The sequence below is a fragment of the Paenibacillus alkalitolerans genome, assembly GCF_016482785.1.
GTDB lineage: Bacteria > Bacillota > Bacilli > Paenibacillales > YIM-B00363 > Paenibacillus_AE > Paenibacillus_AE alkalitolerans.
Map to the genome: position 1 here is coordinate 24,215 of NZ_JAEMXM010000033.1, position 21,384 is coordinate 45,598.

The 21,384-nt window shown below is 45.7% G+C and carries 21 protein-coding genes; 3 read left to right on the forward strand and 18 right to left on the reverse strand.

The window, feature by feature from the left end; genetic code table 11:
- Positions 1-55: 55 nt before the first annotated feature.
- From JET16_RS28040 to JET16_RS28055, 4 genes are all read right to left on the reverse strand, one after another.
- Complete coding sequence (locus JET16_RS28040; protein ID WP_199624200.1) at positions 56-1,093, reverse strand: ABC transporter ATP-binding protein; 1,038 nt, start codon at positions 1,091-1,093, stop codon at positions 56-58.
- Positions 1,090-2,799: an ABC transporter permease gene (locus tag JET16_RS28045; protein WP_199624203.1), complete on the reverse strand. Its 1,710-nt coding sequence runs from the start codon at positions 2,797-2,799 to the stop codon at positions 1,090-1,092. The genes JET16_RS28040 and JET16_RS28045 overlap by 4 nt, the downstream gene beginning before the upstream one ends.
- 21 nt (positions 2,800-2,820) lie before the next feature.
- A complete protein-coding gene (locus tag JET16_RS28050) occupies positions 2,821-3,858 on the reverse strand; it encodes an ABC transporter substrate-binding protein (protein ID WP_199624205.1) in 1,038 nt (345 codons plus the stop codon).
- 211 nt (positions 3,859-4,069) lie between these two features.
- On the reverse strand, positions 4,070-4,660 hold the full coding sequence (locus tag JET16_RS28055; RefSeq protein ID WP_199624208.1) for a Uma2 family endonuclease: 591 nt from the start codon (positions 4,658-4,660) through the stop codon (positions 4,070-4,072).
- Positions 4,661-4,949: 289 nt separating this feature from the next.
- Here JET16_RS28055 and JET16_RS28060 point away from each other — a divergent pair, with 289 nt between their 5' ends.
- Together JET16_RS28060 and JET16_RS30410 are read left to right on the forward strand one after the other, a co-directional pair.
- The gene (locus tag JET16_RS28060; protein WP_199624209.1) at positions 4,950-5,129 is read left to right on the forward strand and encodes a hypothetical protein; all 180 of its coding nucleotides are present in this window, start codon (positions 4,950-4,952) and stop codon (positions 5,127-5,129) included.
- Positions 5,130-5,275: 146 nt separating this feature from the next.
- Positions 5,276-5,425 (forward strand): type II toxin-antitoxin system RelE/ParE family toxin, encoded by a 150-nt coding sequence (locus tag JET16_RS30410; RefSeq protein WP_325176795.1) that lies wholly within the window; start codon positions 5,276-5,278, stop codon positions 5,423-5,425.
- A 107-nt stretch (positions 5,426-5,532) separates the two neighbouring features.
- Here JET16_RS30410 and JET16_RS28070 read toward each other — a convergent pair whose 3' ends face one another.
- From JET16_RS28070 to JET16_RS28080, 3 genes are all read right to left on the reverse strand, one after another.
- Entirely contained in the window at positions 5,533-6,360 is an 828-nt protein-coding gene (locus JET16_RS28070; RefSeq protein WP_199624210.1) for a copper amine oxidase N-terminal domain-containing protein, read from the reverse strand.
- A gap of 146 nt (positions 6,361-6,506) precedes the next feature.
- On the reverse strand, positions 6,507-8,318 hold the full coding sequence (locus tag JET16_RS28075; RefSeq protein ID WP_199624211.1) for an S-layer homology domain-containing protein: 1,812 nt from the start codon (positions 8,316-8,318) through the stop codon (positions 6,507-6,509).
- 123 nt (positions 8,319-8,441) lie between these two features.
- Complete coding sequence (locus JET16_RS28080) at positions 8,442-9,065, reverse strand: YdcF family protein (RefSeq protein WP_199624212.1); 624 nt, start codon at positions 9,063-9,065, stop codon at positions 8,442-8,444.
- 131 nt (positions 9,066-9,196) lie between these two features.
- Here JET16_RS28080 and JET16_RS28085 point away from each other — a divergent pair, with 131 nt between their 5' ends.
- Positions 9,197-9,475, forward strand: coding sequence for a hypothetical protein (locus JET16_RS28085; protein ID WP_199624213.1), 279 nt, complete (start codon positions 9,197-9,199; stop codon positions 9,473-9,475).
- Between the two features lie 47 nt (positions 9,476-9,522).
- Here the strand turns inward: JET16_RS28085 and galU are convergent, their stop codons facing one another.
- From galU to JET16_RS28140, 11 genes are all read right to left on the reverse strand, one after another.
- Entirely contained in the window at positions 9,523-10,413 is an 891-nt protein-coding gene (galU, locus tag JET16_RS28090) for a UTP--glucose-1-phosphate uridylyltransferase GalU (RefSeq protein WP_199624215.1), read from the reverse strand.
- A 15-nt stretch (positions 10,414-10,428) separates the two neighbouring features.
- The gene (locus tag JET16_RS28095; RefSeq protein ID WP_199624227.1) at positions 10,429-11,835 is read right to left on the reverse strand and encodes an undecaprenyl-phosphate glucose phosphotransferase; all 1,407 of its coding nucleotides are present in this window, start codon (positions 11,833-11,835) and stop codon (positions 10,429-10,431) included.
- A gap of 39 nt (positions 11,836-11,874) precedes the next feature.
- Complete coding sequence (locus JET16_RS28100) at positions 11,875-12,741, reverse strand: glycosyltransferase family 2 protein (protein WP_199624230.1); 867 nt, start codon at positions 12,739-12,741, stop codon at positions 11,875-11,877.
- Between the two features lie 15 nt (positions 12,742-12,756).
- Positions 12,757-13,701, reverse strand: a complete 945-nt coding sequence (locus JET16_RS28105) for a glycosyltransferase family 2 protein (RefSeq protein WP_199624233.1) — start codon at positions 13,699-13,701, stop codon at positions 12,757-12,759.
- The gene (gene rfbD, locus JET16_RS28110) at positions 13,701-14,549 is read right to left on the reverse strand and encodes a dTDP-4-dehydrorhamnose reductase (protein WP_199624236.1); all 849 of its coding nucleotides are present in this window, start codon (positions 14,547-14,549) and stop codon (positions 13,701-13,703) included. The genes JET16_RS28105 and rfbD overlap by 1 nt, the downstream gene beginning before the upstream one ends.
- A complete protein-coding gene (rfbB, locus tag JET16_RS28115) occupies positions 14,546-15,571 on the reverse strand; it encodes a dTDP-glucose 4,6-dehydratase (protein WP_199624239.1) in 1,026 nt (341 codons plus the stop codon). The genes rfbD and rfbB overlap by 4 nt, the downstream gene beginning before the upstream one ends.
- A gap of 18 nt (positions 15,572-15,589) precedes the next feature.
- Positions 15,590-16,135 carry a dTDP-4-dehydrorhamnose 3,5-epimerase gene (gene rfbC, locus JET16_RS28120; protein ID WP_199624242.1) on the reverse strand — a complete coding sequence of 182 codons (546 nt, stop codon included), beginning with the start codon at positions 16,133-16,135 and terminating at the stop codon, positions 15,590-15,592.
- 18 nt (positions 16,136-16,153) lie between these two features.
- Positions 16,154-16,897, reverse strand: coding sequence for a sugar phosphate nucleotidyltransferase (locus tag JET16_RS28125; RefSeq protein ID WP_199624245.1), 744 nt, complete (start codon positions 16,895-16,897; stop codon positions 16,154-16,156).
- Between the two features lie 1,067 nt (positions 16,898-17,964).
- Positions 17,965-19,296: a UDP-glucose dehydrogenase family protein gene (locus JET16_RS28130; RefSeq protein WP_199624266.1), complete on the reverse strand. Its 1,332-nt coding sequence runs from the start codon at positions 19,294-19,296 to the stop codon at positions 17,965-17,967.
- Between the two features lie 17 nt (positions 19,297-19,313).
- Positions 19,314-20,411: a hypothetical protein gene (locus tag JET16_RS28135; protein WP_199624273.1), complete on the reverse strand. Its 1,098-nt coding sequence runs from the start codon at positions 20,409-20,411 to the stop codon at positions 19,314-19,316.
- Between the two features lie 24 nt (positions 20,412-20,435).
- Positions 20,436-21,374, reverse strand: coding sequence for a GDP-mannose 4,6-dehydratase (locus JET16_RS28140; RefSeq protein ID WP_199624275.1), 939 nt, complete (start codon positions 21,372-21,374; stop codon positions 20,436-20,438).
- Positions 21,375-21,384: the final 10 nt, after the last annotated feature.

Genomic DNA, 21,384 nt, shown 5'->3' on the forward strand with positions numbered 1-21,384 from the left:
CCCATACTGCAGTCTATTACTACAAGTATGGGAATGTGATAGTTTGTTTAAACCTTTATTCCGATATATTAACAACGACCCTCTCATTCAACCTAAAACGCAACGGCGAATACACTTCCCAAAGATGCTGCTCCACTTGAATATGGTAATGGAACTCTTTCCCCTGAAATTGCACGTTCGCCACTTCGCCGGCAATTCCCGGACCGCCCCCGGGCGGGCTCAAACGCAGCTGTTCGGGACGGACCGGGTAAATGCCGCGGCATTTAAAGCAGTCCGCCACACTGCCGCCCTTCCATTCTACATCACCGCCGGAGCCGTCCGGAATAAAAGCTTCGCCTTCCCACCGTCCGCGGACAAGATTTGCTCTCGATACGAACTTTGCGACAAACTCGGATTGCGGACGCAAGTATATTTCTTCAGGCGGACCGGCCTGTTCGATGCGTCCGTCCTTCATCACAACGATGCGGTCGGCCATGGCCAGGGCTTCGCTTTGGTCATGCGTGACGTACAGGACGGCGGTACCGGTTTGGCGATGCAAGGATTGAATTTCCCGGCGCATCTCCTGACGCAGCATGGCATCCAAGCTGCTGAGCGGCTCGTCCATCAGCAGCAGCGACGGCTCGGCGGCAACCGCTCTGGCAAGAGCTACCCGCTGCTTCTGTCCTCCGGACAATTCATGAGGCATCCGGCCGCCAAGTCCGTTTAATCCCGTCATGCTCAAGACCTCGCCGATCCGTTCGTTCTCGCGGATTCGTATCGATTGAGGCGTTGCGCGATGGTGGCGGATCGGAAACCGGATATGCTCGGTCACATTCATATGCGGCCATAATGCGAATGCTTGAAACACCATGCCGATCCTTCTCTTCTCGGGCGGCAGCGCGAAGCCCGGTTTGGCGGCGAGCGCCCCGTTCATGTAAATCTCGCCGGCATCAGGCTGTTCAAACCCGGCCAACAGGCGAAGCAGCGTTGTTTTGCCGCAGCCCGACGGACCGAAAATCGCGACAAATTCCCCGTCCGCAAAAGCGATATCAACGGATTTCAAGGCTTCAAAGCTTCCGAATCGTTTGCCGACTCCGATCATCTCTATGCTCATGGGCGGCGGACTCCTTTTCTCTGCAATGCTTTTTGCGATAGACCTACAACCCCCATGCCCGCGGCGATCATAGCGACGACCAAACCGGACAGCGCGGTGGAATACACCGTATCCCCGGCCTGCTCAAAGTTAAATATGGCCACCCCGATCGTCCTTGCGCCCGGCGACCAAAGCAGCGCGGATACGGTCAATTCCGTAAGAGCCGTCAAGAAGACAAGAACCGCGCCGCCGATAAGTCCGGGCAGAAGCAGCGGCAGCAGTACGAACATCCAAGTCTTACATCGGCCGGCCCCGGATATGCGCGCGGCTTCCTCCACGGAAGGGTCGATTTGCGCGAAAGCCGCAATGCTTGCGCGAAGCTGCAAAATCAGAAAGCGGCACACATAAGCAATAAACAAAATGCGCACCGTGCCGTAAATATCGGGCCTCCACCCGGGCAACGGCTCCATCCATACGAGAATCATCGACAGGCCGAACACGATCCCGGGAAGCGCGTAAGGTATTCCGACGACCGCTTCGGCGAGACGGGCAAGCCGGGAAGGCCGCCGCACGCGGACGTACGCCAACAATGTCCCCGCAACCAAGCATACGGCAAGCGCCGCAGCGGAAAGCTCGAGGCTCGTTACAATGGACTGCCATACTTTCGGATTTTCCAGCATAATGTACCGATAATGCGCAAACGTTATATTTTCAACGGTAAATGGCAGCCCATAAGCCCTCTTCAAGGAAGTCGCGAGCATGGAAAGAAGCGGAACCGCCGTAACGGCGACCAGGAAGAGCCATAGCAGCGTCTCCGCCCACAGGCGACGATTGCCGCCCAGCTTATAACGCGCAGTGTCGTCGGCATGAACCGTCGTCTCGGCCGATTTGATTTTCCTAACGGCAAGCCACTGCAGAAGCGTTCCGGTCACAGCCACGACACCAAGCATTACCGACAACACCGCCCCCCTGGCAAAAGCGGACGGACCGAACCCGATGATTTCTTCATATATAAGAGTGCTTAAGACAGAAATGTTAGCGGGAATGCCCAAGAACGCGGGGATCCCGAAATTGTCGAGACCGGCCAAGAAAGCGAGCAGCGCGCCGCCTGCCAATCCCGGAAGTGCAAGAGGTACCGTTACGAACAAGAACGTCTTGATCGCTCCCGCCCCTCCCGCTCTCGCGGCCCACTCCAAATCTCTCGGTATTTTCCTCAACACGTTCACGGTCAGTAAATATACTAACGGAAAATGGTGCACACCCATCACAAAAATAATGCCTCCGACGCTGTACATGCTCCACGGTTTCGCATCGGGCGCGAACGCTTGGAGCAGCTGCGCGGCGAAGCCTTGCGCGCCCATGAAAGACGACCATGACAGCGTCAAAACATAGGACGGAAGGATGAACGGCAGCAGCATTGCCGCGTGCAATGCCTTCTTATGCCTCACGTCGGTATAGGCCATTATCCACGCCGATGCCGCCCCAAGCAGTACGGATAGAACGGTCGCGCCCGAAACTATGACGAAAGTGTCGGCCATCGTCTTCCAAGTTCGGGATTCTTGGAGTAATTCCGCATAATTCGCTATGGAGACGCCGCCTTCGTAACGAAAGCTTAACCATATCAATTTAACTACCGGCAAAATGAAGAAAAAAATAAGCGAAACGGCGGCGAGCAAGAGAATGACCCTTTTGCCCGCCCGAATCGCTCCCGGATTAGAATTCGTCATGATGAACCCGCTCCAATCCGCTTACTGTCCGAACAATGCGGTAAATTGCTTCTTATCCTCTTCACGGGCTTCGGTCAATACCGAAATATCCGAGGACAGCACTTTCAATTCGGATACGTTTTTTAACCCTTCAGGCGCTTGCACGCCCTCGCGAACCGGCGTATAGCCAATCTCGGCGGCCACCTTCTGCCCTTCTTCGGAGAGCACGAAATCGACGAAAGCTTTCGCGGCTTCCATGTTCTTCGCATCCTTCATAATGCCGACCGGCTCCGTTATGACCGGCACTCCTTCGGAAGGATACACAAGCTCCACGGGCGAGCCCTTGGCCTTCTCGCGCACGACCATAAAGTCGACGACCATGCCGTACGATTTCTCTCCGGACGCTACCGCCTTCATAACCGCTCCGTTGCCTTTGACCACCGACATATTGTTGGCCTTCATTCCATCTAAGAAATCCCATCCGAACCCGTCGGTGCGCGTGAACACGCCTACGTTGTACGCGGCGGCGCCTGAGTACAACGGACTAGGCATGATGCCCGCGTCTTTATTCTCGGCGGATGCCAACACGGACCAAGAGTCGGGCATGCTTTTCACTTTCTCCGTATTGACGGCAAGCGCCGTGGAGATCACTTTCGTGCCGGAATACATACCGTCCGGATCGACCATCGATTCGGGGATCTTGTCCAATTCGGGCGATTTGTAAGACAACAGCAAATCTTGCTTCTTCAAGCCTTCGAAAGTGACCGCGTCGGCGACCAACAGAACGTCCGCTTGCACGCCTCCCGCCTCTTTCTCAGCCAACACCTTCGCAATGACCTCTTCCGTCCCGGACCGGAACGTCGCGACTTGCACGTCCGGGTGCTTCTTGTTAAACGCCTCCACCAGCTTCGTCGCGTCTTCCTCCGGTTGCGAAGTGTAGAACGACAGTTTGCCCGATGCTTGTCCTCCGGCCGATTCAGCCGCTTGTTGCGCGGCAGGCTGTTCATTGGCGGCGGCGCATCCGCCGACGGCGATGAACAATGTCAGCAGTCCTGCAAGGACTCTCTTACTTTGCAGCATAGTTACGACTCTCCCCACTATTCTATATTTATTTATGATGTAAAGTAGAATATGGGAAGTTTGTAACCAGGGTATTAACTGAATATTAAGCTTTCTATAAGAAAAACATGCCGCAGCTCGCCTTTGCGCTTCGCAAGCAACTTCAAGGAAACGAAAAAAAGCCAAAGAGGCAATAGATTGCCGCTTTAGGCTTCAATTAGAATCGGACTATTCATTCACGCAACACATCGGGCAATTGCCTGACGATTTCTCCCATCGAAAATGAAACGCAAGCGAGCTTGTCCGAGCGGACCGTTTCCTCTCCTTCATACACGTCTATAAGCTCATATATTCCTTGCTTCAGCACGTATTGTTCGAGCGTATAGTTGGAAAGATCCACGATCCAATATTCCGGAACGCCGTATTTGGCGTACGCTTTCGTCTTGTGCACCTTATCCCGCTTGCGGGAATGGCTCGACATTATTTCCACAACCAGATCGGGCACGCCTTCAATTCCGCGTTTACTTATCAGCGACATCCGGCTTCGATGCACCATCACGAGATCTGGCTGACGGACTTCGGTATCGGATAAGATTACATCGATCGGCGCGTTAATTATGATGTACTCTTGCCTGCAATCCGAATTTAACTTGGATTGCAATTCGTAGCTGATAACCTGATGAAGTGTGCCCGGCGCAGGACTCATCAGCTCCAGCACGCCGTCCGCCACCTCGTAACGGTTCCCGTCGTCAGGCAATGAGGCATATACGTCATATGTTACAGGCGACTCGGCAGCGATACCGGGGACATTTTTCTTCTTCATGACGAACCTCCAATCAAAACCCTGTTTCTGTTATTTTATCACATGATACACTTTCGTTTTTAACAAAAATGAGTACAATGGGGTATAATATGGCAATGATGAGCGAGGCGGTGGAACGTATGGAATGGAAACGTGCACGAGTCTCTCACAAACGTCAGGTGACAATACCTCAAAAATTTTTTGAGCAAGCCGGGATAAAAGATGAAATTGATTTGGCATCCAAGGTAACAACATTATAATAAGACCTGTTCGAGAAAATAACGGCAACGATTATTTTGCGGATCTTATATTGGAAGACCTGATCAATGAAGGACTCACCGGAGATGAACTGCTCGCTAAATTCAGGGAAAAGCAAGTACAATTCCGCGATGCAATCAAACACTTGATTGCCGAATCTCGAGAAGTTTCTGACAATTCTACCAGCGACAAGAAAACAAAACAACTATTTGGCGACGTGATGGAGAACTAGATGCTTCCCGTTGCGTACCTAAAGCCGGCTGAATGATATTTTAAAAAACTTGTCAAGAAACCGCTGAAGAAAGTATATCTGGACGCAATTACCGCCATCCGGAACGATCAATATATCGGACAACAAAAACTGGCGATTTAGCCGGTATTTTTGGTTACGATGTTTCATATCAAGGCACCAATTACGAAATAGCTTATCGCGTAGAGGAGAATGTGGAAGGCGAATTGATCGTAGTCATATTAGCCGGTATGCGAGAAAACTTTTATGAACAGTTGAAACGTTATCTCAAGTCGTAGATAACCGATAACCTGAACAGCGAGGTTGTCGGCTATTTTTAATTTACGTAAAAAAAGCCCAAGGCGGCTAATCGCTTGCGCCTCAGGCTTTTGTTAACGGATGATGATTATTCGGTTGCGATTTCAGTTACGATAATGCTTTTCGTTTCCGCATCGTAAGTCACTTCCGCGCCAAGCGCTTCGCTCAAGAAGCGCAGAGGAATTACCGTACGGCCTTGCACCGCTTCAGCGGTTACGTCAAGGGTTACCTTGTTTTTGTTAACAAGCGCAACGTTGCTGCCGAGCGTCAGCTTCACCGTAGTGTCGCCGCGAATAACCGTTACCGTCTTCGTTGCCGCATCGTAGGATACTTCCGCATCCAACGAAGCCGCCATCGCGCGGAACGGCACGAGCGTCCGGCCCTCTTTCACGAACGGCTGCACATCGAACTTCGGCTGCTTGCCGTTGACGAACGCCTTAATGCCTTTCTTGCCGGCCTTGTTCAACAGTTTCGCAAGTACCTGCACCGCAGCGACATCCGTCGGCTCTTCAGCTACTGCTTCCTCTTGTGCAATTACCGCAGCTTCAACGTCGCCGCTCGCTTCCAGCGCCGCAGCGATCTCTTCAGCAGTCACACCGCGAAGCTCAAGAAGAGCTTTCACCTTTGCTTCTGCAGGCTTACCCTGGAGGTTCTTGATCGCCTTCAGCAATCCTTGCGTGTTGCCGTAAACTTCTGCAGTCACTGTAGCATCGGCATCGACTTCTGTAGTAACCGTAGTCGAAGCGTCCGCCTTCGCATCTGCATTGGCATCCGCCTTTGCTTCCACCTTCGTCTCCGCTTTGCCTTTCGCTTTGTCCGGCGCAGCGCCTGCTGCCGCTCCCATAGCCGAGCTCATTACCATTGCCGCGATCGAAAGCCATACCACTTTGCTCTTCCAAGTTGTTTCTTTCATCATTTTGAATCCTCCCTAGTTATGTAGTACTTTTTGCTGATATAGGAATTCGTCTAATGGTGTAGTTTTTTGGGGGTACACGTAAAAATATTTGGACAAGAAACGCCGGCTCCCGCTTAAAGGTAACCGGCGATTCGATGCTGCACCGCTTATCTTATGGAATGAAGCAAGTTGTAGATAACAGCTGCGCTCTCGGCGCGGGTTGCCTTATCCTTCGGCTTAAACGCACCGGTTTCGTTGACGAGTCCAAGCGCGGATGCTTGAACGATGTGCATCCGAGCCCAACCGGAAGCCTCGCCGATATCGGCGAACGGCGCCGACGCGGCCGGCTCCGGCTTTGCCGAATCCGCTTTCGCCCCGTAAGCGCGCATGAGCATCGCCGCCATCTCTTCGCGGCTAATCGCGCGATTCGGCTCAAACCGGTCAACCGTCATGCCGCTTGCGATTCCCGCTTCCGCAGCAACGTGGACCGTATACGCAAACCAATCTTCGACGCCCACATCATTGAACCGGAACAGCACCGGCTTCCCCACATATTGCTTCTCAAGCCCTAAAGCTCTTACGAGAAGAGTTGCGAATTCAGCCCTTGTGACGGGCCGCTGCGGACGGAACTCGGTAAGTGTCGCGCCGCTAAAGATGTTCTGTCCGGTAAGCTCGCGCAAAATTCCGTAAGCCCAGTGTGACGGTCCAACATCCGCATACGTGCCGTATTTCCGCGAAAATTTTCGCATCGTGAACGCGTCCGCCGTCCGCCCGTCCCGGGTCGTCACTTTCATTCGAAGCTCGTTCCCGTCAACCGTTATGCCGGAGTATATCTGAATGTTCTCGTCGAATTTCACCCGCATCCAGCCGTAATTCGCCATGCTGTAAAACTTCGGCCCCGCCGTGCCGCCAATGATGTACGTCGTGCCTCCGAACGCAGCCGCCCCGCGCTTGAACTTGCCGCCGATCCGCGGCCAGGAGCGCATATACGCATGGTCGTGGCCCGTCAACACGAGATCGATTCCGGCTTCGTCAAAGACCGGCACGAGCTTGCTGCGGTATTTCCGGGACTCTCTCATTCGATCCGGGTGGCTTGGAAACGGCGAATGATGCATCGACACGATCTTCCACAGCTTGTCCGACGCGTTCATATCCTTCTTGAGCCATGCCGCCTGCGCGACCAGGTCGCCCTCCGAATTGAGGACCGCGATGTGCGTATTCCCGTAATCGAACGAATACGCCAGCTCTTCTTCACCCGCAGGTCCGTTGCGCGGCAATTGGAACTGCGCCCGGAAATTGGCCTCTCCCTCCCCGACCGCATCGTGGTTGCCGACCACCGGCACGATCGGAAGCCGCGGCAAGTACGCTTTGGCCGCCTCAAACCAAAAATCCCAATGCCGCTGCTTATTGCCATAGTCTACAATGTCGCCCGAGAGCAGCATAAACTTCGCATCCGGATATTGCTTGAGCGCTTTGCCGAATATTTCGCCCCATATGCCGTAACCGTTCGTTGCCGATGCGTTCGGGACCGCCTGCGTATCGGTGGTGAACAGAAATGTGAAGCGGGCCTCATCTTCCTCTTCCGTCTTGAACGTTCCAGGCTGCGACCAACCGCTCTCCGTTCCGTCGCCTGCGCGATATGTGTAGGATGTTCCGGCCTTCAAGCCCGAGATATCGACTTCGTGGATGCGCATGGCGCCTTCATCGGTCTTATGGGCAAAGCTTGTCCCGGAAAAACGTTTTGCAGTACCGCCATCCTCCGCCGAAACAATCTCAACAACACTATTTGCGGCGGACGCAGAGGATGTTCTCCAAGTTACACTAACGGACGAGCGGGGATCGCTCTCCCATGTAAGGACAATGTTCTCCGGCTTTTCACTGCCTGCCGCTACCCCATCTCCACCATAAATCGGCAAAACGATCCCAACAATACCAACAGCCGCCGCCAATACCGCAATTCGTTGATGTAACCGCCGCATTTTTCCGTTGAACCTCTCCTTGTAAAAAGCTAATATCAGTTTACATCGGGAATGTTATGCCGGCGTAAAATGACTGTGCATTCACAAAAAAACCGACTCCCGCACTAGGAAGCCGGCGAATCCTCAATATTTTACCCAATAAATGATCGTTTTTGCCCACTCCGTCAGCACCGTCTGCTGCTTTTCCCCATCCGTCCACCAATTGTCGAAATCGCTGCTGCTGTCCTGCGCCCCACAATAATTGAGCGTGATTCCGGTGCCCAGGTATACTTTGTCAAAGACATGCTTCGAACGCCTTGCGTGCCAATCCGCCGTCACCACGACCGCCGAATCGAAGCCTTGCTCCAGCATCATCTCTTTCGTATACAACGCGTTCTCGTATGTGCTCCGCGATTTCTTTTCCTGCAAAATGTCTTCTTCCGGTACACCCGACACCGCCGCAAGAGCGTACATTTCGTCGACCGCCATCGTCCGCCAAGACATGCGGGTGCCGTCGGACAAGATCAGCCTGGGCGCGATCCCTTGCTTGTAAAGCTCAGCCGCTTTGCGCGTCCGCTCGCCCCCTACGTCGCTGCCGAGCACAATGACCGCGTCTGCTTTCTCCGGCAGTGACGTGCAGTCGAGTTTGAGGTAGTTTCCCGCTTGCGTTAGAATAGGACGGTGGAATATGGCTGCGGCCGCAATTACTATGATGATTGCTGCGATGCCTGCCTTCAGTGCAGGTGTGAGTCTTCGTTTCTTTGTCATTCTAATCATGGTCGTAGTGGGTAGTCTTCCTTTCCGTTACGTGTTGCAATCTTTAACCATTATACCAACAGCTTGACTATGTAGATGCTCTACATCAAAATAACAAATAAAAATTAGTGCGAGGAATGCTTATGCTTTGGGTTTATATAGGAGTTTCAGTGTTAGTAATCTTTCTTATTTGGGTTATGGTTAAGAAAAATAGTGTGAAGGAAGTTGGCGGCGCAAATAACGTTATAGAGCTGAATAAAAAACTCAATAAAAAACAAAAAACAGCAAAAGGGCAAGTTTGCTCCTTTTGCCGAAATAAAACGGATCGACTCGCTTTTTATTCTGATGAACAAGGTAAAGTTCTAGGTCTCTGTAATTCATGCAAGCTGCTGGCGGAAAATAGGGGCTTACTGCGCTTATAGCTCTCTTACCGATCCGCAATACAGCTGAATTTTTCTCGCGTTCAACTTTATAAATTTTTCGCCAACAATCGCTGCTCAACCAATTTTGCTATATATTCTTCAACCTGATCTTTCAATTCCGGTCTCTGTAAAGCAAAATCAATGGTTGCTTTGATGAAACCGAACTTATCCCCGACATCGTAACGAGTACCTGCAAAAGTATACGCAAACACCTGTTGAATTTGATTTAGCTTATTTATTGCGTCCGTTAACTGAATTTCGCCGCCTGCTCCCGGCTCTTGAGCTTCTAAGATTTCAAATATTTCAGGCGTAAGGATATATCGCCCCATAATGGCAATATTGGAGGGGGCTTTATGTACAGCGGGCTTTTCCACTAACGAACCGACTTGATACAACCCTTCCCCGATGACTGCAGTCGGAGCAACGATCCCGTATTTAGAAACTTCAGCAGGTGATACCTCTTGGACTCCAAGAACCGCACCATGGTTGATCTCATACTGAGATATTAGCTGCTTTAAGCAAGGTTCCTCAGACACAACAATATCATCACCAAGAAGTACTGCAAAAGGTTGATCACCGATAAACTTTCTCGCGCACCAGATGGCGTGTCCTAATCCTTTAGGCTCTTTCTGTCTGATATAGTGGATGTCCGCCAGATCTGAAATCGCTCTGATCTCGTCGACAACTTCCTTCTTTTCTTTTTTCAACAAAGCCTCTTCAAGCTCCACCGAGTAGTCAAAATGATCCTCAATCGCCCGCTTGCCCCGCCCTGTTACGATTAGAATATCTTCGATCCCGGATTGAATTGCTTCTTCAACGATGTATTGGATCGTTGGTTTATCAACAAGCGGCAACATTTCTTTAGGTTGCGCTTTCGTAGCGGGAAGAAATCTGGTACCCAGTCCGGCGGCGGGAATGATTGCTTTTTTGATTTTCACAACTTGCCCTCCAGATTAATATGCATTTCTATTAATTAACCCATTAATGATAGTTCTTAGAATAATCTTAATATCGAAGAAAAAAGTCCAATTTTCAATGTAGAAGATATCGTGTTTAATGCGTTCTTTTATCGATGTATCGCCTCGATATCCATTTGACTGCGCCCAACCGGTAATCCCAGGGCGAATATGGTGCTTTACCATGTATTTCGGGATTTCTTCTTTAAACTGTTCCACAAAATACGGCCGTTCCGGTCTTGGGCCTACCACACTCATATGTCCCAACAATACGTTAAAAAACTGCGGAAGTTCATCCAGACTGGTCCTTCTTAGGAAGGCGCCAAACTTTGTTCGCCTGGGATCGTTTTCTACAGTCCATTCCGTGTCTGATTGTTCATTGGTTTGAAGGAGCATACTTCTGAACTTGTACATATTAAACCGTCTTCGATTTAGTCCGACTCGCTCCTGTTTAAAGATGACCGGACCAGGGGAAGTTAGTTTAATACCAATTGCGATAAGTAACAACAAAGGAAGAGTAATGACAATGCAAACTAATGAGAAAATAATATCGAACGATCTTTTAATAATTCGATTTCTCAACTCATCCAATGGAATATCGCGTACGTTAATCAACGGAATACCGGCAAAATTATCGAAATACGGACGAGCCGGTAAATAATCGAAATAATCCGGGATTATTAGTGTTTTTACTCCCGCTTTTTCACATACTGCGATTATCGTCCCGAATTTTTCATGTGCATTAAGGGGTAAAGCAATTATCACTTCATCGATTAGTGTATCATTTAAAACAGACTCCAATCGATCGATACCGCCGATGATCGGTTTATAATCGCTGTACTGCGATGGATGTTCATTATGAAAATCGTCTAAAAATCCTATAACTTCATACCCTAACTCTGGGTAATGAAGCAAATTCTCATAAAACCGCCGACCTAATGTACCTGCACCAAGAATAAGGACGAATTGTCTATTGTATCCTTGTTCCCGTATATTCTTAAGTCCTTCTTTAACAACTAACCGATAGCTTGTTATGAAAAACATATTCCCGATCAAAAATAAAGCAAGGAACTCACGGGAAATATCTACAATCTTAAGCATGAAGAAAATGCTGAGCAATCCAAGCAAACTAATCAGATGAACTTGAATAATTCGAATTAGATCGTAAGAAAATCTCTTCCTGCGTTTCGGAGTATAAAAGCCGACGGTAAACCCTGTTACAACAGCAATGCCACCGTAAATAAGGCTCCATAGGAAGTAACTTTGTAAGGGCAGGGGATTTTCATACTCCAACCAGCCGCTTTCAAATTTGACCCACCAAGCAAGAAAAAAAACAATTTGTACGGTAATAAAATCCGTTAAAGCATACATTTGCGTTAAAAATCCGGAACTTCTTCGAATCATTCGATTCCACCACTCAATTATTCTTTCTAGGTACTCCCATTATATTATATTTTTCATGATATTTTTCATTAATGAAATCAAAAATTTTGTGGATATTCCTGCATAAACCAGAAAATTTACCACAATTGAATGTTTGCGTGAATAATGTTTTCTATGAAAAAGTACCATAGCTCTATGGAACTCGTAAATAATTTTCAATGGTTTCCGCCTGCTGCTAGCGCCTTTGTAATGAATTACTGTTGTCTTAGGATAGTATACAACTTTCCAGCCGGCTTCTTTGATCCGATAACACCAATCGATATCTTCACCGTACATAAAGAAGTTTTCATCAAGTCCACCGATTTGCTGAATGACTTCTCTTCTTACGATCATAAACGCCCCAACCAGGCAGTCTACCTCATGCACTTCATTGGGATTAAGATGTGAGAGCTTGTATTGATTATATTTTGGCTCATTTGGAAAACGCCGCGAGAAGCCAAAAGCATAGTAAAACGAAGCAAGCGGCGTCGGGAAACCGCGTTTACATGCTTCGTCGAGCGTACCGTCCGGTAAAACCAGTTTGCAGCCGCTTGTTCCGACATCCGGATTTCGATCCATGAAGTCGATCATCGCACTTAGTGTAGATGGTTCAACAACGGTATCCGAATTAAGTAGGAGTACATAACGGCCTGTTGCACGTTGTATTCCTTGATTGTTTGCTTTTGAGAAGCCGACGTTCTCCGTGTTCACGATGATGTTCACTGAAGGGAATTGCGATCGAACAGCATTAACAGAGCCATCGGATGACCCATTGTCTACTAAAACAATTTCATATTTATATGATGTCTCGGATTGAAGTAAGGAAGATATACAATCCAAAGTTAATTGTCTAGTGTTGTAGTTGACAATAATAATAGATAAGTCCATGAAAAGACTCCCAAATTATACGAAGAATTTATATATATCTTTATAATTGACTTTGCGCTGTTGTTGAATCCACATTCTCTTTGAAAGCAATTCGGATATTTTTTTAAAAAAATCGCCCCAAGCAACAAGAAGTTTCGGATCTTTAAGCAAAGCATACCCCAGGCTGGCAATTTCATAAGGTAAAACATATGGCAGATGAATCAATAAATGTCCCCAACTGTCATTCTTCAATATCATCTTATACCGATTGACATATGATAGTCTTCTGACAAATAGTGGCCTGCTAAAGCGTGTCCCCTCTTTCCAACCTCTCTCATGGAAGGCAAGGGCATCGGACAAATAATATGCTTTCCACCCTAACAACTGCGCACGCCAAGAAACATCAACGTCTTCTTTGTAGGCAAAGAAATCTTCGTCAAAGAATTGACCGTTCCAACTTATTTCTTTAACCATAGCTCTTCTATAGAGTGCGGCCGCCCCCGACACACCGAATACTTCTGCACTTTCTTGATAAAGCGTTGGATGTTTGCCCGCTCCACGATCGAACACTCTACGGTTTTTATGTACAGTAATACCGACGCTATCGACTTCTTCATTTAGGCCTTTCCTTAACAGCAGTCCAGTGGCGGTCCCGAACATAGGGTTACTTTGCATGAATTGTATCAAATGCAAAAGATAATCCGGATGCAGCGTAACATCCGGATTTAAAACTAGTAGGTAATCTGAATCAGTCATTCTAATGGCCTGATTGTGAGCGCCTGCAAATCCATTATTTGTGTCATTAAGCACGATTCGGATGTTGCTATAATACGTGAGTTTCTCTCGGGTTCCGTCCGTCGATGCGTTATCCACGACAACTATCTCAGTCGGGACAAATGATTGCGACAGTACCGATTCTATGCATCCTTTAATATCCATCGCGCTGTTATAAGTAACTATGTGGACGCTCACTGTAGGCATTACTCGATCTCTCCGATTTCACGCAAAAATCGCTTAAGCGCATCTTGCCATGGAGGCAAATCTTTAAATCCGTTAGTTCGTATTGCCATATGGTCCATAACAGAATACGCCGGCCTTGGTGCAGGCCGTGGAAACTCCTCAGTTTTGCAAGGATTTAAATCCACGGTTACACGAGCCTGTGTGAAAATTTCCTTTGCAAAGTCAAACCATGAACAAATATCACTATTGGATGCATGATAAATACCATATTTCTCGGTAAATACAAGTTCACTTAGGAAAGCCGCCAAATCAACCGTATACGTCGGCGAACCGATTTGATCATTAACAACCTTTAGCGAACCTTTTTCCCTGCCAAACTTCAACATTGTCTTAACGAAATTTTGCCCATGCTTACCGAATACCCAGGACGTCCGCACAATAAAGTATTTTGTGGAGAGGCTTTGAACTAGTTGTTCGCCTGCCCATTTAGATCGACCATATACGCCTTGTGGGTTTGTCGAGTCATATTCCTTATACGGAGATGTTCCCTTACCATCAAACACATAATCAGTGCTAATGTAGCAGATCTTAGCTCCGACATTCTCAGCAGCCACCGTTACATTCCTTGTACCTATAGCATTCACTTGGTATGCCTTATCGGTTTCCGTTTCCGCAAGGTCGACTGCCGTATATGCCGCACAATGAATGATAATGTCTGGCTTTACTGCGCTAATCTTTTCATTCACTTGTTCTGTGTTTGCAATATCAAGTTCATCGCGGCCAAAAGCAAAAACAGTACAGGTTGGAGAAAATGCGTTAACGACGTCACGGCCCAACTGGCCATGACTTCCTGTTATTAATACCTTCATTGTACAGCACCTAATCTGTTGCCGTACTGTTTTTCATAGTATGCCAAATATTCGCCTGATTTAATTCGTTTCCACCAGGTTTCGTTATTAAGATACCATTGGATGGTCTTATCAATTCCGGATTCGAAATCATATGCCGGTTGCCAGCCGAGTTCCGTTCGAATTTTTGTAGCGTCGATTCCGTATCTTCGATCGTGTCCCGGACGGTCTTGAACATATTTAATTAAGCCTTCGGATTTGTTCAGCTCTTTCAGGATACGCTTCACAATATCAATGTTGGTACGCTCGTTGTTGCCACCTACGTTGTAAACTTCACCGTTTACGCCTTTGTGAAGAACTAAGTCGATTGCACTGCAATGATCCTCTACATACAACCAGTCACGGATATTCAACCCATCTCCGTACACCGGAAGCGGTTGATCGTTCAGAGCATTCGTAATCATAAGCGGAATAAGCTTTTCCGGGAAGTGATATGGACCGTAATTATTAGAGCAACGCGTTATGTTAACCGGTAAACCATAAGTTTCGTGGTACGCACGAACCATCAAGTCGCCGCCGGCTTTACTTGCCGAGTAAGGACTGTTTGGTGTCAACGGTGTAGTTTCGGAAAACAACCCAGATTCACCTAATGTTCCGTAAACCTCATCGGTCGAGATTTGGATATACTTTTGAACGCCGTATTTCCTTGCTGCATCCAAGAGTACTTGAGTGCCGAGCACGTTAGTTTTCACAAAGATCTCCGGTTCCGTAATGCTGCGATCCACATGAGACTCGGCTGCAAAATTAATGACAGCACCGATTTTTTCTTCTTGAAAAATCGTATCGATCAATTGAGCATCAGCAATGTCGCCTTTAACAAAACGATAATTTGATTCTTGCTGTACTTCGGAAAGGTTTTCTAGGTTACCGGCATAAGTAAGTGCGTCTAGGTTAATAATCCGGTAGCTTGGTTGTTGTTTCAGCATATAAAGCACAAAATTGCTTCCGATAAAGCCTGCTCCACCTGTAACTAAGATTCTCACAAGATGTACTCCCTTTTTCTAAAAATTAATTTCTGCATCTTTTAATCTTGGATGCTTCTGATCTTTGTCGGAAAGTATTGGAGATGTGCTAGGCCAGTCAATTCCTAAATCGGGGTCGTCCCATGCAATACCGCGATCATGCTCCGGTGAATAGTACTCGTCCACTTTGTAGAAGACTTGGGTATTCGGCATAATCGTACAAAAGCCGTGTGCGAATCCTTTCGGTACCAGCAGTTGGCGTTTGTTCCATTCACTTAAGATTACACCAATCCATTGACCGAATGTAGGTGAGTCTTTGCGAATATCCACCACAACATCGTAGATGGCACCTGTCAGTGTTCTCACTAACTTTGTCTGTGCTTTTGGGTTCAACTGGTAATGCAACCCTCGGAGCACTCCGACTTCTTTCGATAAAGATTGATTATCTTGAACAAATTGATATAAGATGTCGGCTTTTTCGAGACTTTCTCGGTTATAGCTTTCCATGAAGAAACCGCGAGAATCCTCAAATACTTTTGGTTCCAAAATTTTCACACCGTATAATTTTGTTTCAATAATTCTCATAATTTGAGTCCTCTTTATTTAGAGTTTTAATTTCCCGAATTCTTGCCCGAATACTAAATCTTTAGCGTACTCATTTGCTCGAATGTACGAAGCATGGGTACCCGCATCTGTCCACCATCCTTGGAGAACGTCGTAAGTCAATTCGTTCGATTCGATGTAAGCGTTGTTTACATCCGTAATTTCTAATTCTCCGCGTGTAGATGGTCTTAAAGTTCTCACGATATCAAACACACGGCTGTCATACATATATATACCGGTTACAGCGTAGTTGCTTTTCGGTTGTTTAGGTTTTTCTTCAATTGAAACTATATTTTCACCGTTAAGTTCCGGTACACCATAACGTTGCGGGTCATGAACCTCTTGAATCAGAATTTTGGCCCCGCGTTGTTGCTTCCTAAAGTTATAGACGTAAGGGGCTATACTGTCGGAAAACACATTATCTCCAAGGATAACAACCATCTGATCACCGTTAACAAAGTTTTCTGCTAGACCAAGCGCTTGTGCGATTCCACCGGCTTCATCTTGAACTTTATAAGTGAATGTAACTCCCATATCGCTTCCGCTTCCAAGCAGATTAACGACATCGCCCATATGGTCTTTACCCGTAACAACGAGAATGTCATGAATATCCGCTTCTTTTAGTTTGTGGACTGCGTGGAAAATCATTGGATACTTCCCAACTGGGAGCAAATGTTTATTAGTTACCTTAGTAAGTGGATAAAGTCGAGATCCAGTACCCCCTGCAAGAATAATTCCTTTCAAGTTAATACCCCCTATAAATAAAAGATTGACTGAGTTATGTTTTTCTAAGGATTTTGTGTTTCAAAACCTTGTGTAAATAGAAATCGAATTCCCCATATTTCCAACCAACTGCTAAAGCAACCAGCAACGCAATAATTGCAATATGAGTACCTAGTTGGATATTTAAATAATTTTTGGCGTAACTGAAAATTATTGTAATAACAGCAACATGCGTAAGATATAAGGCATACGAATAATCACCAAATTTGATCAACTTCTCTCTGACAAATATCAACTTAGTTTGTTGTTTTTGAGACAAGCTTAGAATTCTTTCATACAGCGTCAGTCCTACAATTAACAGAGCAGAACGGGCACCAACTATGGATGATATTGGACAAGATCTTGTTAGAGTTAAGAAAAAAATAAACTGTATATGTGATTAATGCAAGACTTAACGTAAGATACGCGATACTTCTATTATTCGGTAACTTTTTGTAAGTAAAATATGCTAAACAACCAAAAATTAATAAAATGTTAAAATTTGAGAAAAAGATATTATCAAAAGTTGGCTTCATTAATGTCGGAACTTCATATTTAATACCCAAATAGATGAAGAACAACCAAACAATTAGTAACGGAAAAAAATATTATTTTGTATATTTAAAACTAAAGATACTGCATACCAAGTAAAAAAACACTTCATAAATTAGAGACCACTCTATACTTATCGGATATTTGATCTCTCCACTAGGTAATAATAATAAAGCCATCAATAACTTTTGGTTTTCAACAGAACCAAATATCAGAACTTTTAGGAACAGAACAATTACTACAGCAAGTAGAAAAAGTGGATATATTCTCAATACTCTTCTATCTAAGAAACGCTCGCTGTTTTCAGAAAGAAGATGCCCATAATAAAACCAGAAATGACAAAAAACAAATAAACCCCGTAAGAAAAATTCACACCAAAAAGTCCAAAAAAATCACTCTTTACGCTACCCATCATTTGTAAATAAACATTGGTATGGTATAAAACGACAACCTAAAGCAGCAAATCCTCTTAATATTTGGATATTATTGAAATACACTTAATTACCCCCAGTTGACTTGCTTCCAACTGCGGTGTATAAAAAATCATCTATTAATCCCGTTTGATTTTTCAAGAAGTTTCTACCGTCCAAAAAAAGAGGAAGTTCGACTTCATTACGGATTCCTGCCCAATTTAATTGATTATATTCCGGCCAGTCCGTTACCAGTAGGACAGCATGGCTGTTCTTAAGTGCCATTTCCGGTTTTTCATGAAAATGTACATCTTTTGCTTCTAGCGGATAAATTTTTTTAAAATTATCTATTCCAATGGGATCCGTTGCAGAAACAATAGCGCCCTCAGCCTTTAAAGCAGCTATCAGCCCTGCTGCCGGAGTTTCCCTTACATCATCTGTGTTAGGCTTAAACGTAAGTCCCAATACAGCTATCTTTTTGCCTTGAAGCACCCATAACATTTCTTTCAGACGAGCGATAACACGTTGAGGACGACTCTGGTTAATTTTAATAACTTCCTCAAGCAAGCTAAAATTCAGGTTATGCAATTGACCCACGTGTACAAAGGCCCGCAGATCTTTCGGGAAGCAAGAACCACCGAAGCCAATACCCGCTCTTAAAAATTCTTTACCGATTCGCTTATCGTACCCCATACCTTCTGCTACTTGGGAAATGTCTCCTCCAACGGATTCACATAGATCAGCAACCATATTAATAAAAGAAATCTTAGTCGCCAAAAAGGAGTTTGCTGCATATTTAATTATTTCTGCTGTATTTGAATCGGTCACAATTTTGGGACAGTCAAACTGTTGGTAGATATATGTTAACAATTCTCTAGCTCTTTCACTAGAACATCCAAGTACGATACGATCAGGTTCCATGAAGTCTTTCACTGCGGCGCCCTCACGCAAAAATTCCGGATTAGAAGCAATATCTATCAAACTTTCATGGCCTCTGGCATACATCGATGCTATTTTCCTAAGCCATGCAGATGTTCCAACCGGCACAGTACTTTTCACAACAACAAGTCGGTATTGTCCAAGTTGTACAGTCTGCTCAACAATTTCCTTCATAGCCGATTCAATTTGAGACATATCTGCACTGCCATCCGGTCTGGATGGCGTACCAACGCAAAGAAAGATGGCTTCGCTGTTTTCTACAACAAACTTCCCTTCGTCGGTAAACTGAATTCGACCAAGTTCGATATTCTTATTTAGCAATTCAGTTAGTCCGGCTTCGTAGATGGTGTTGATTCCAGCCCTTAATTTATCCAATTTCGCTTTGTTTTTCTCAACCACCCATAGATCAAATCCTAAATCTGCAAGACATACTGCCGTAACCAGGCCAACATATCCGGCGCCAAACACTCCTATTTTCAACAGAAACCCTCCTGAAATTATTGCGGCATATTTTGAATGATCTTTTGAGCCATTGCATTCATATCATTTGTTGCTACGTCTTGGAGACCCATTCGGTAGAATCGAAGCGTTACAGATTTGTTTGGCTCCAAATTCATCACAGGAAATGCGACAAACCGGACTTTATAGTTACCATCCGGATTTTTACTCTGTTCTTGAATTAATGTAATTGTTTCTTCGACTGTTCTTGGCGTATTATCCACGAATTTTCTTTCAATTGTTGTATCGTCTTCCTTCTCTGTAAATAATAGATATTGTGAGGAGACTCCAACTAAAGCATGTTGGTTATCGGTGTAAATACCCCCGAAAACATTTTTTTCTTGATGATAAGTTCCTACCACCACTTTCTCGGAAGTAAGAATCGCTTCAAATTGATTGCTAGTGACACCTGTGTTCGCATTAACCGTCAAAGGATGAACTTTAATCTGATTTTGATCGGGTAACCACATATAAGCCGCATCTTGGTAGATATATAATATATCAGCCGGTTCAGTGTACCGATTTGTAATTTGAACTGTCGTTTCCACCCATGGTTTTCCTGATACCAGAGTATGATCCTCACGGATGTCTAAATTCAAAGGCTGAACATATTTAGCGACCTCAGGGAGCAGATTGTCTCGCAATCCTGCCAGTGGATTATATCGGAACGACGATCGTGCTAACTGGCTGTCATCGCTAAGATACCTATCTTTCTCCCATTCCAAGTAAGCACCATAAACAATATTATGAGTAGATTTAGTCCGTGCCATGATGATGGTGTCTGGATCACAGTAATACTCCCCTCCGTCCCATGGTTTCGGATTTTTTATATCGATGGGATGTATTTTCGGACCATATTTAGCCAAAAAGCCATCCTTAGCCACACCTATGCTCATACTGGTTTTAGGGTCTATAAACCAAGCCCAACCAGTAAAGGAATCATAGGCATCACTTGTATAATTAATGATGCCATTTTTTGCTGACGCTTGTGCAGGTACAGCCTGGTTGGTGATGGTCCCAGTATAATAATCAACTGTTATTCCAATAAGTACAACAATATATATAATAATAAGCCATTTATAGCCCAGTTTTTTCATGATGTCATAACCTCTCTTCCTGTTTTAGATGGTTTGGTTCCACAACCACTGTCTTTGAAGCCCCTCCTGAAGAGTAATTTTTGGAGCGTATCCAAGCTCCTGTTTGGCTTTCGTTATATCTGCAGATGTATCTCTCGCATCTCCTTTTTGCTTATTTCCGTATTTAATCTTTACTTTTCGACCTGTTACTTGTTCGACTTCTTTAATCACATCCAGCATGGAGACTCTCGTCCCACCACCCAAATTATAAACTTCTCCTGGGATGCCTTTTAAAGCTGCAAGATAATTTCCTTGTACGATATCATCCACATATGTGAAATCGCGAGTTTGATGGCCATCCCCATACATCGTAAATTCGAGATCATCTTTCAAAGCTGAGAATAAAAGTTGGAATGCCATGTCAGGTCTTTGACCAGGGCCATAAACTGTGAAGAAACGAAGGGATACGGTAGGAATTTGAAAATTCCGATAGTATAAATAACATAATTTCTCAGCAGCCAGCTTGGTTACTCCATAAGGAGAAACGGGCTGAGGTAGCATCTTCTCATGTGTTGGAAATTGTTCCGCATCTCCGTACACCGAAGAAGTTGAAGCAAATACGAATTTCTTGAGTCTAGAAGCTCCAATGGCTTGTTGGAGCATATATTGGGTCACTTCAATATTGTTTTTAGTGTAAATAGTAAAGGTTGTCCCCCAGCTTGCCCTTACACCAGGTTGTCCTGCCAAATGGAAAACATAATCGTTTTCTTCATATAAAGTCTTCAAGTCGAGATCAAGTATACATTTATCCAAAAAAATGAAGTTAGGGTGCTCAATGTTTTTTCTTATGTTATTTTTTTTTACATCTAATGAGTAATAATCTGTAACAGAGTCGATGCCGGTTACAGTATACCCTTCACCCAATAATTTTTGCGTTAAAGTCGAACCAATAAATCCGGCCGCGCCGGTAACAATGGCCTTCAAATCGATCATC

Coding starts and splice junctions, on each gene's coding strand:
- JET16_RS28040 (WP_199624200.1), bottom strand. CDS start 1,093: ATGAGCATAGAGATGATCGGAGTCGGCAAACGATTCGGAAGCTTTGAA.
- JET16_RS28045 (WP_199624203.1), bottom strand. CDS start 2,799: ATGACGAATTCTAATCCGGGAGCGATTCGGGCGGGCAAAAGGGTCATT.
- JET16_RS28050 (WP_199624205.1), bottom strand. CDS start 3,858: ATGCTGCAAAGTAAGAGAGTCCTTGCAGGACTGCTGACATTGTTCATC.
- JET16_RS28055 (WP_199624208.1), bottom strand. CDS start 4,660: ATGAAGAAGAAAAATGTCCCCGGTATCGCTGCCGAGTCGCCTGTAACA.
- JET16_RS28070 (WP_199624210.1), bottom strand. CDS start 6,360: ATGATGAAAGAAACAACTTGGAAGAGCAAAGTGGTATGGCTTTCGATC.
- JET16_RS28075 (WP_199624211.1), bottom strand. CDS start 8,318: ATGCGGCGGTTACATCAACGAATTGCGGTATTGGCGGCGGCTGTTGGT.
- JET16_RS28080 (WP_199624212.1), bottom strand. CDS start 9,065: ATGACAAAGAAACGAAGACTCACACCTGCACTGAAGGCAGGCATCGCA.
- JET16_RS28085 (WP_199624213.1), top strand. CDS start 9,197: ATGCTTTGGGTTTATATAGGAGTTTCAGTGTTAGTAATCTTTCTTATT.
- JET16_RS28095 (WP_199624227.1), bottom strand. CDS start 11,835: ATGATTCGAAGAAGTTCCGGATTTTTAACGCAAATGTATGCTTTAACG.
- JET16_RS28100 (WP_199624230.1), bottom strand. CDS start 12,741: ATGGACTTATCTATTATTATTGTCAACTACAACACTAGACAATTAACT.
- JET16_RS28105 (WP_199624233.1), bottom strand. CDS start 13,701: ATGCCTACAGTGAGCGTCCACATAGTTACTTATAACAGCGCGATGGAT.
- rfbD (WP_199624236.1), bottom strand. CDS start 14,549: ATGAAGGTATTAATAACAGGAAGTCATGGCCAGTTGGGCCGTGACGTC.
- rfbC (WP_199624242.1), bottom strand. CDS start 16,135: ATGAGAATTATTGAAACAAAATTATACGGTGTGAAAATTTTGGAACCA.
- JET16_RS28135 (WP_199624273.1), bottom strand. CDS start 20,411: ATGAAAAAACTGGGCTATAAATGGCTTATTATTATATATATTGTTGTA.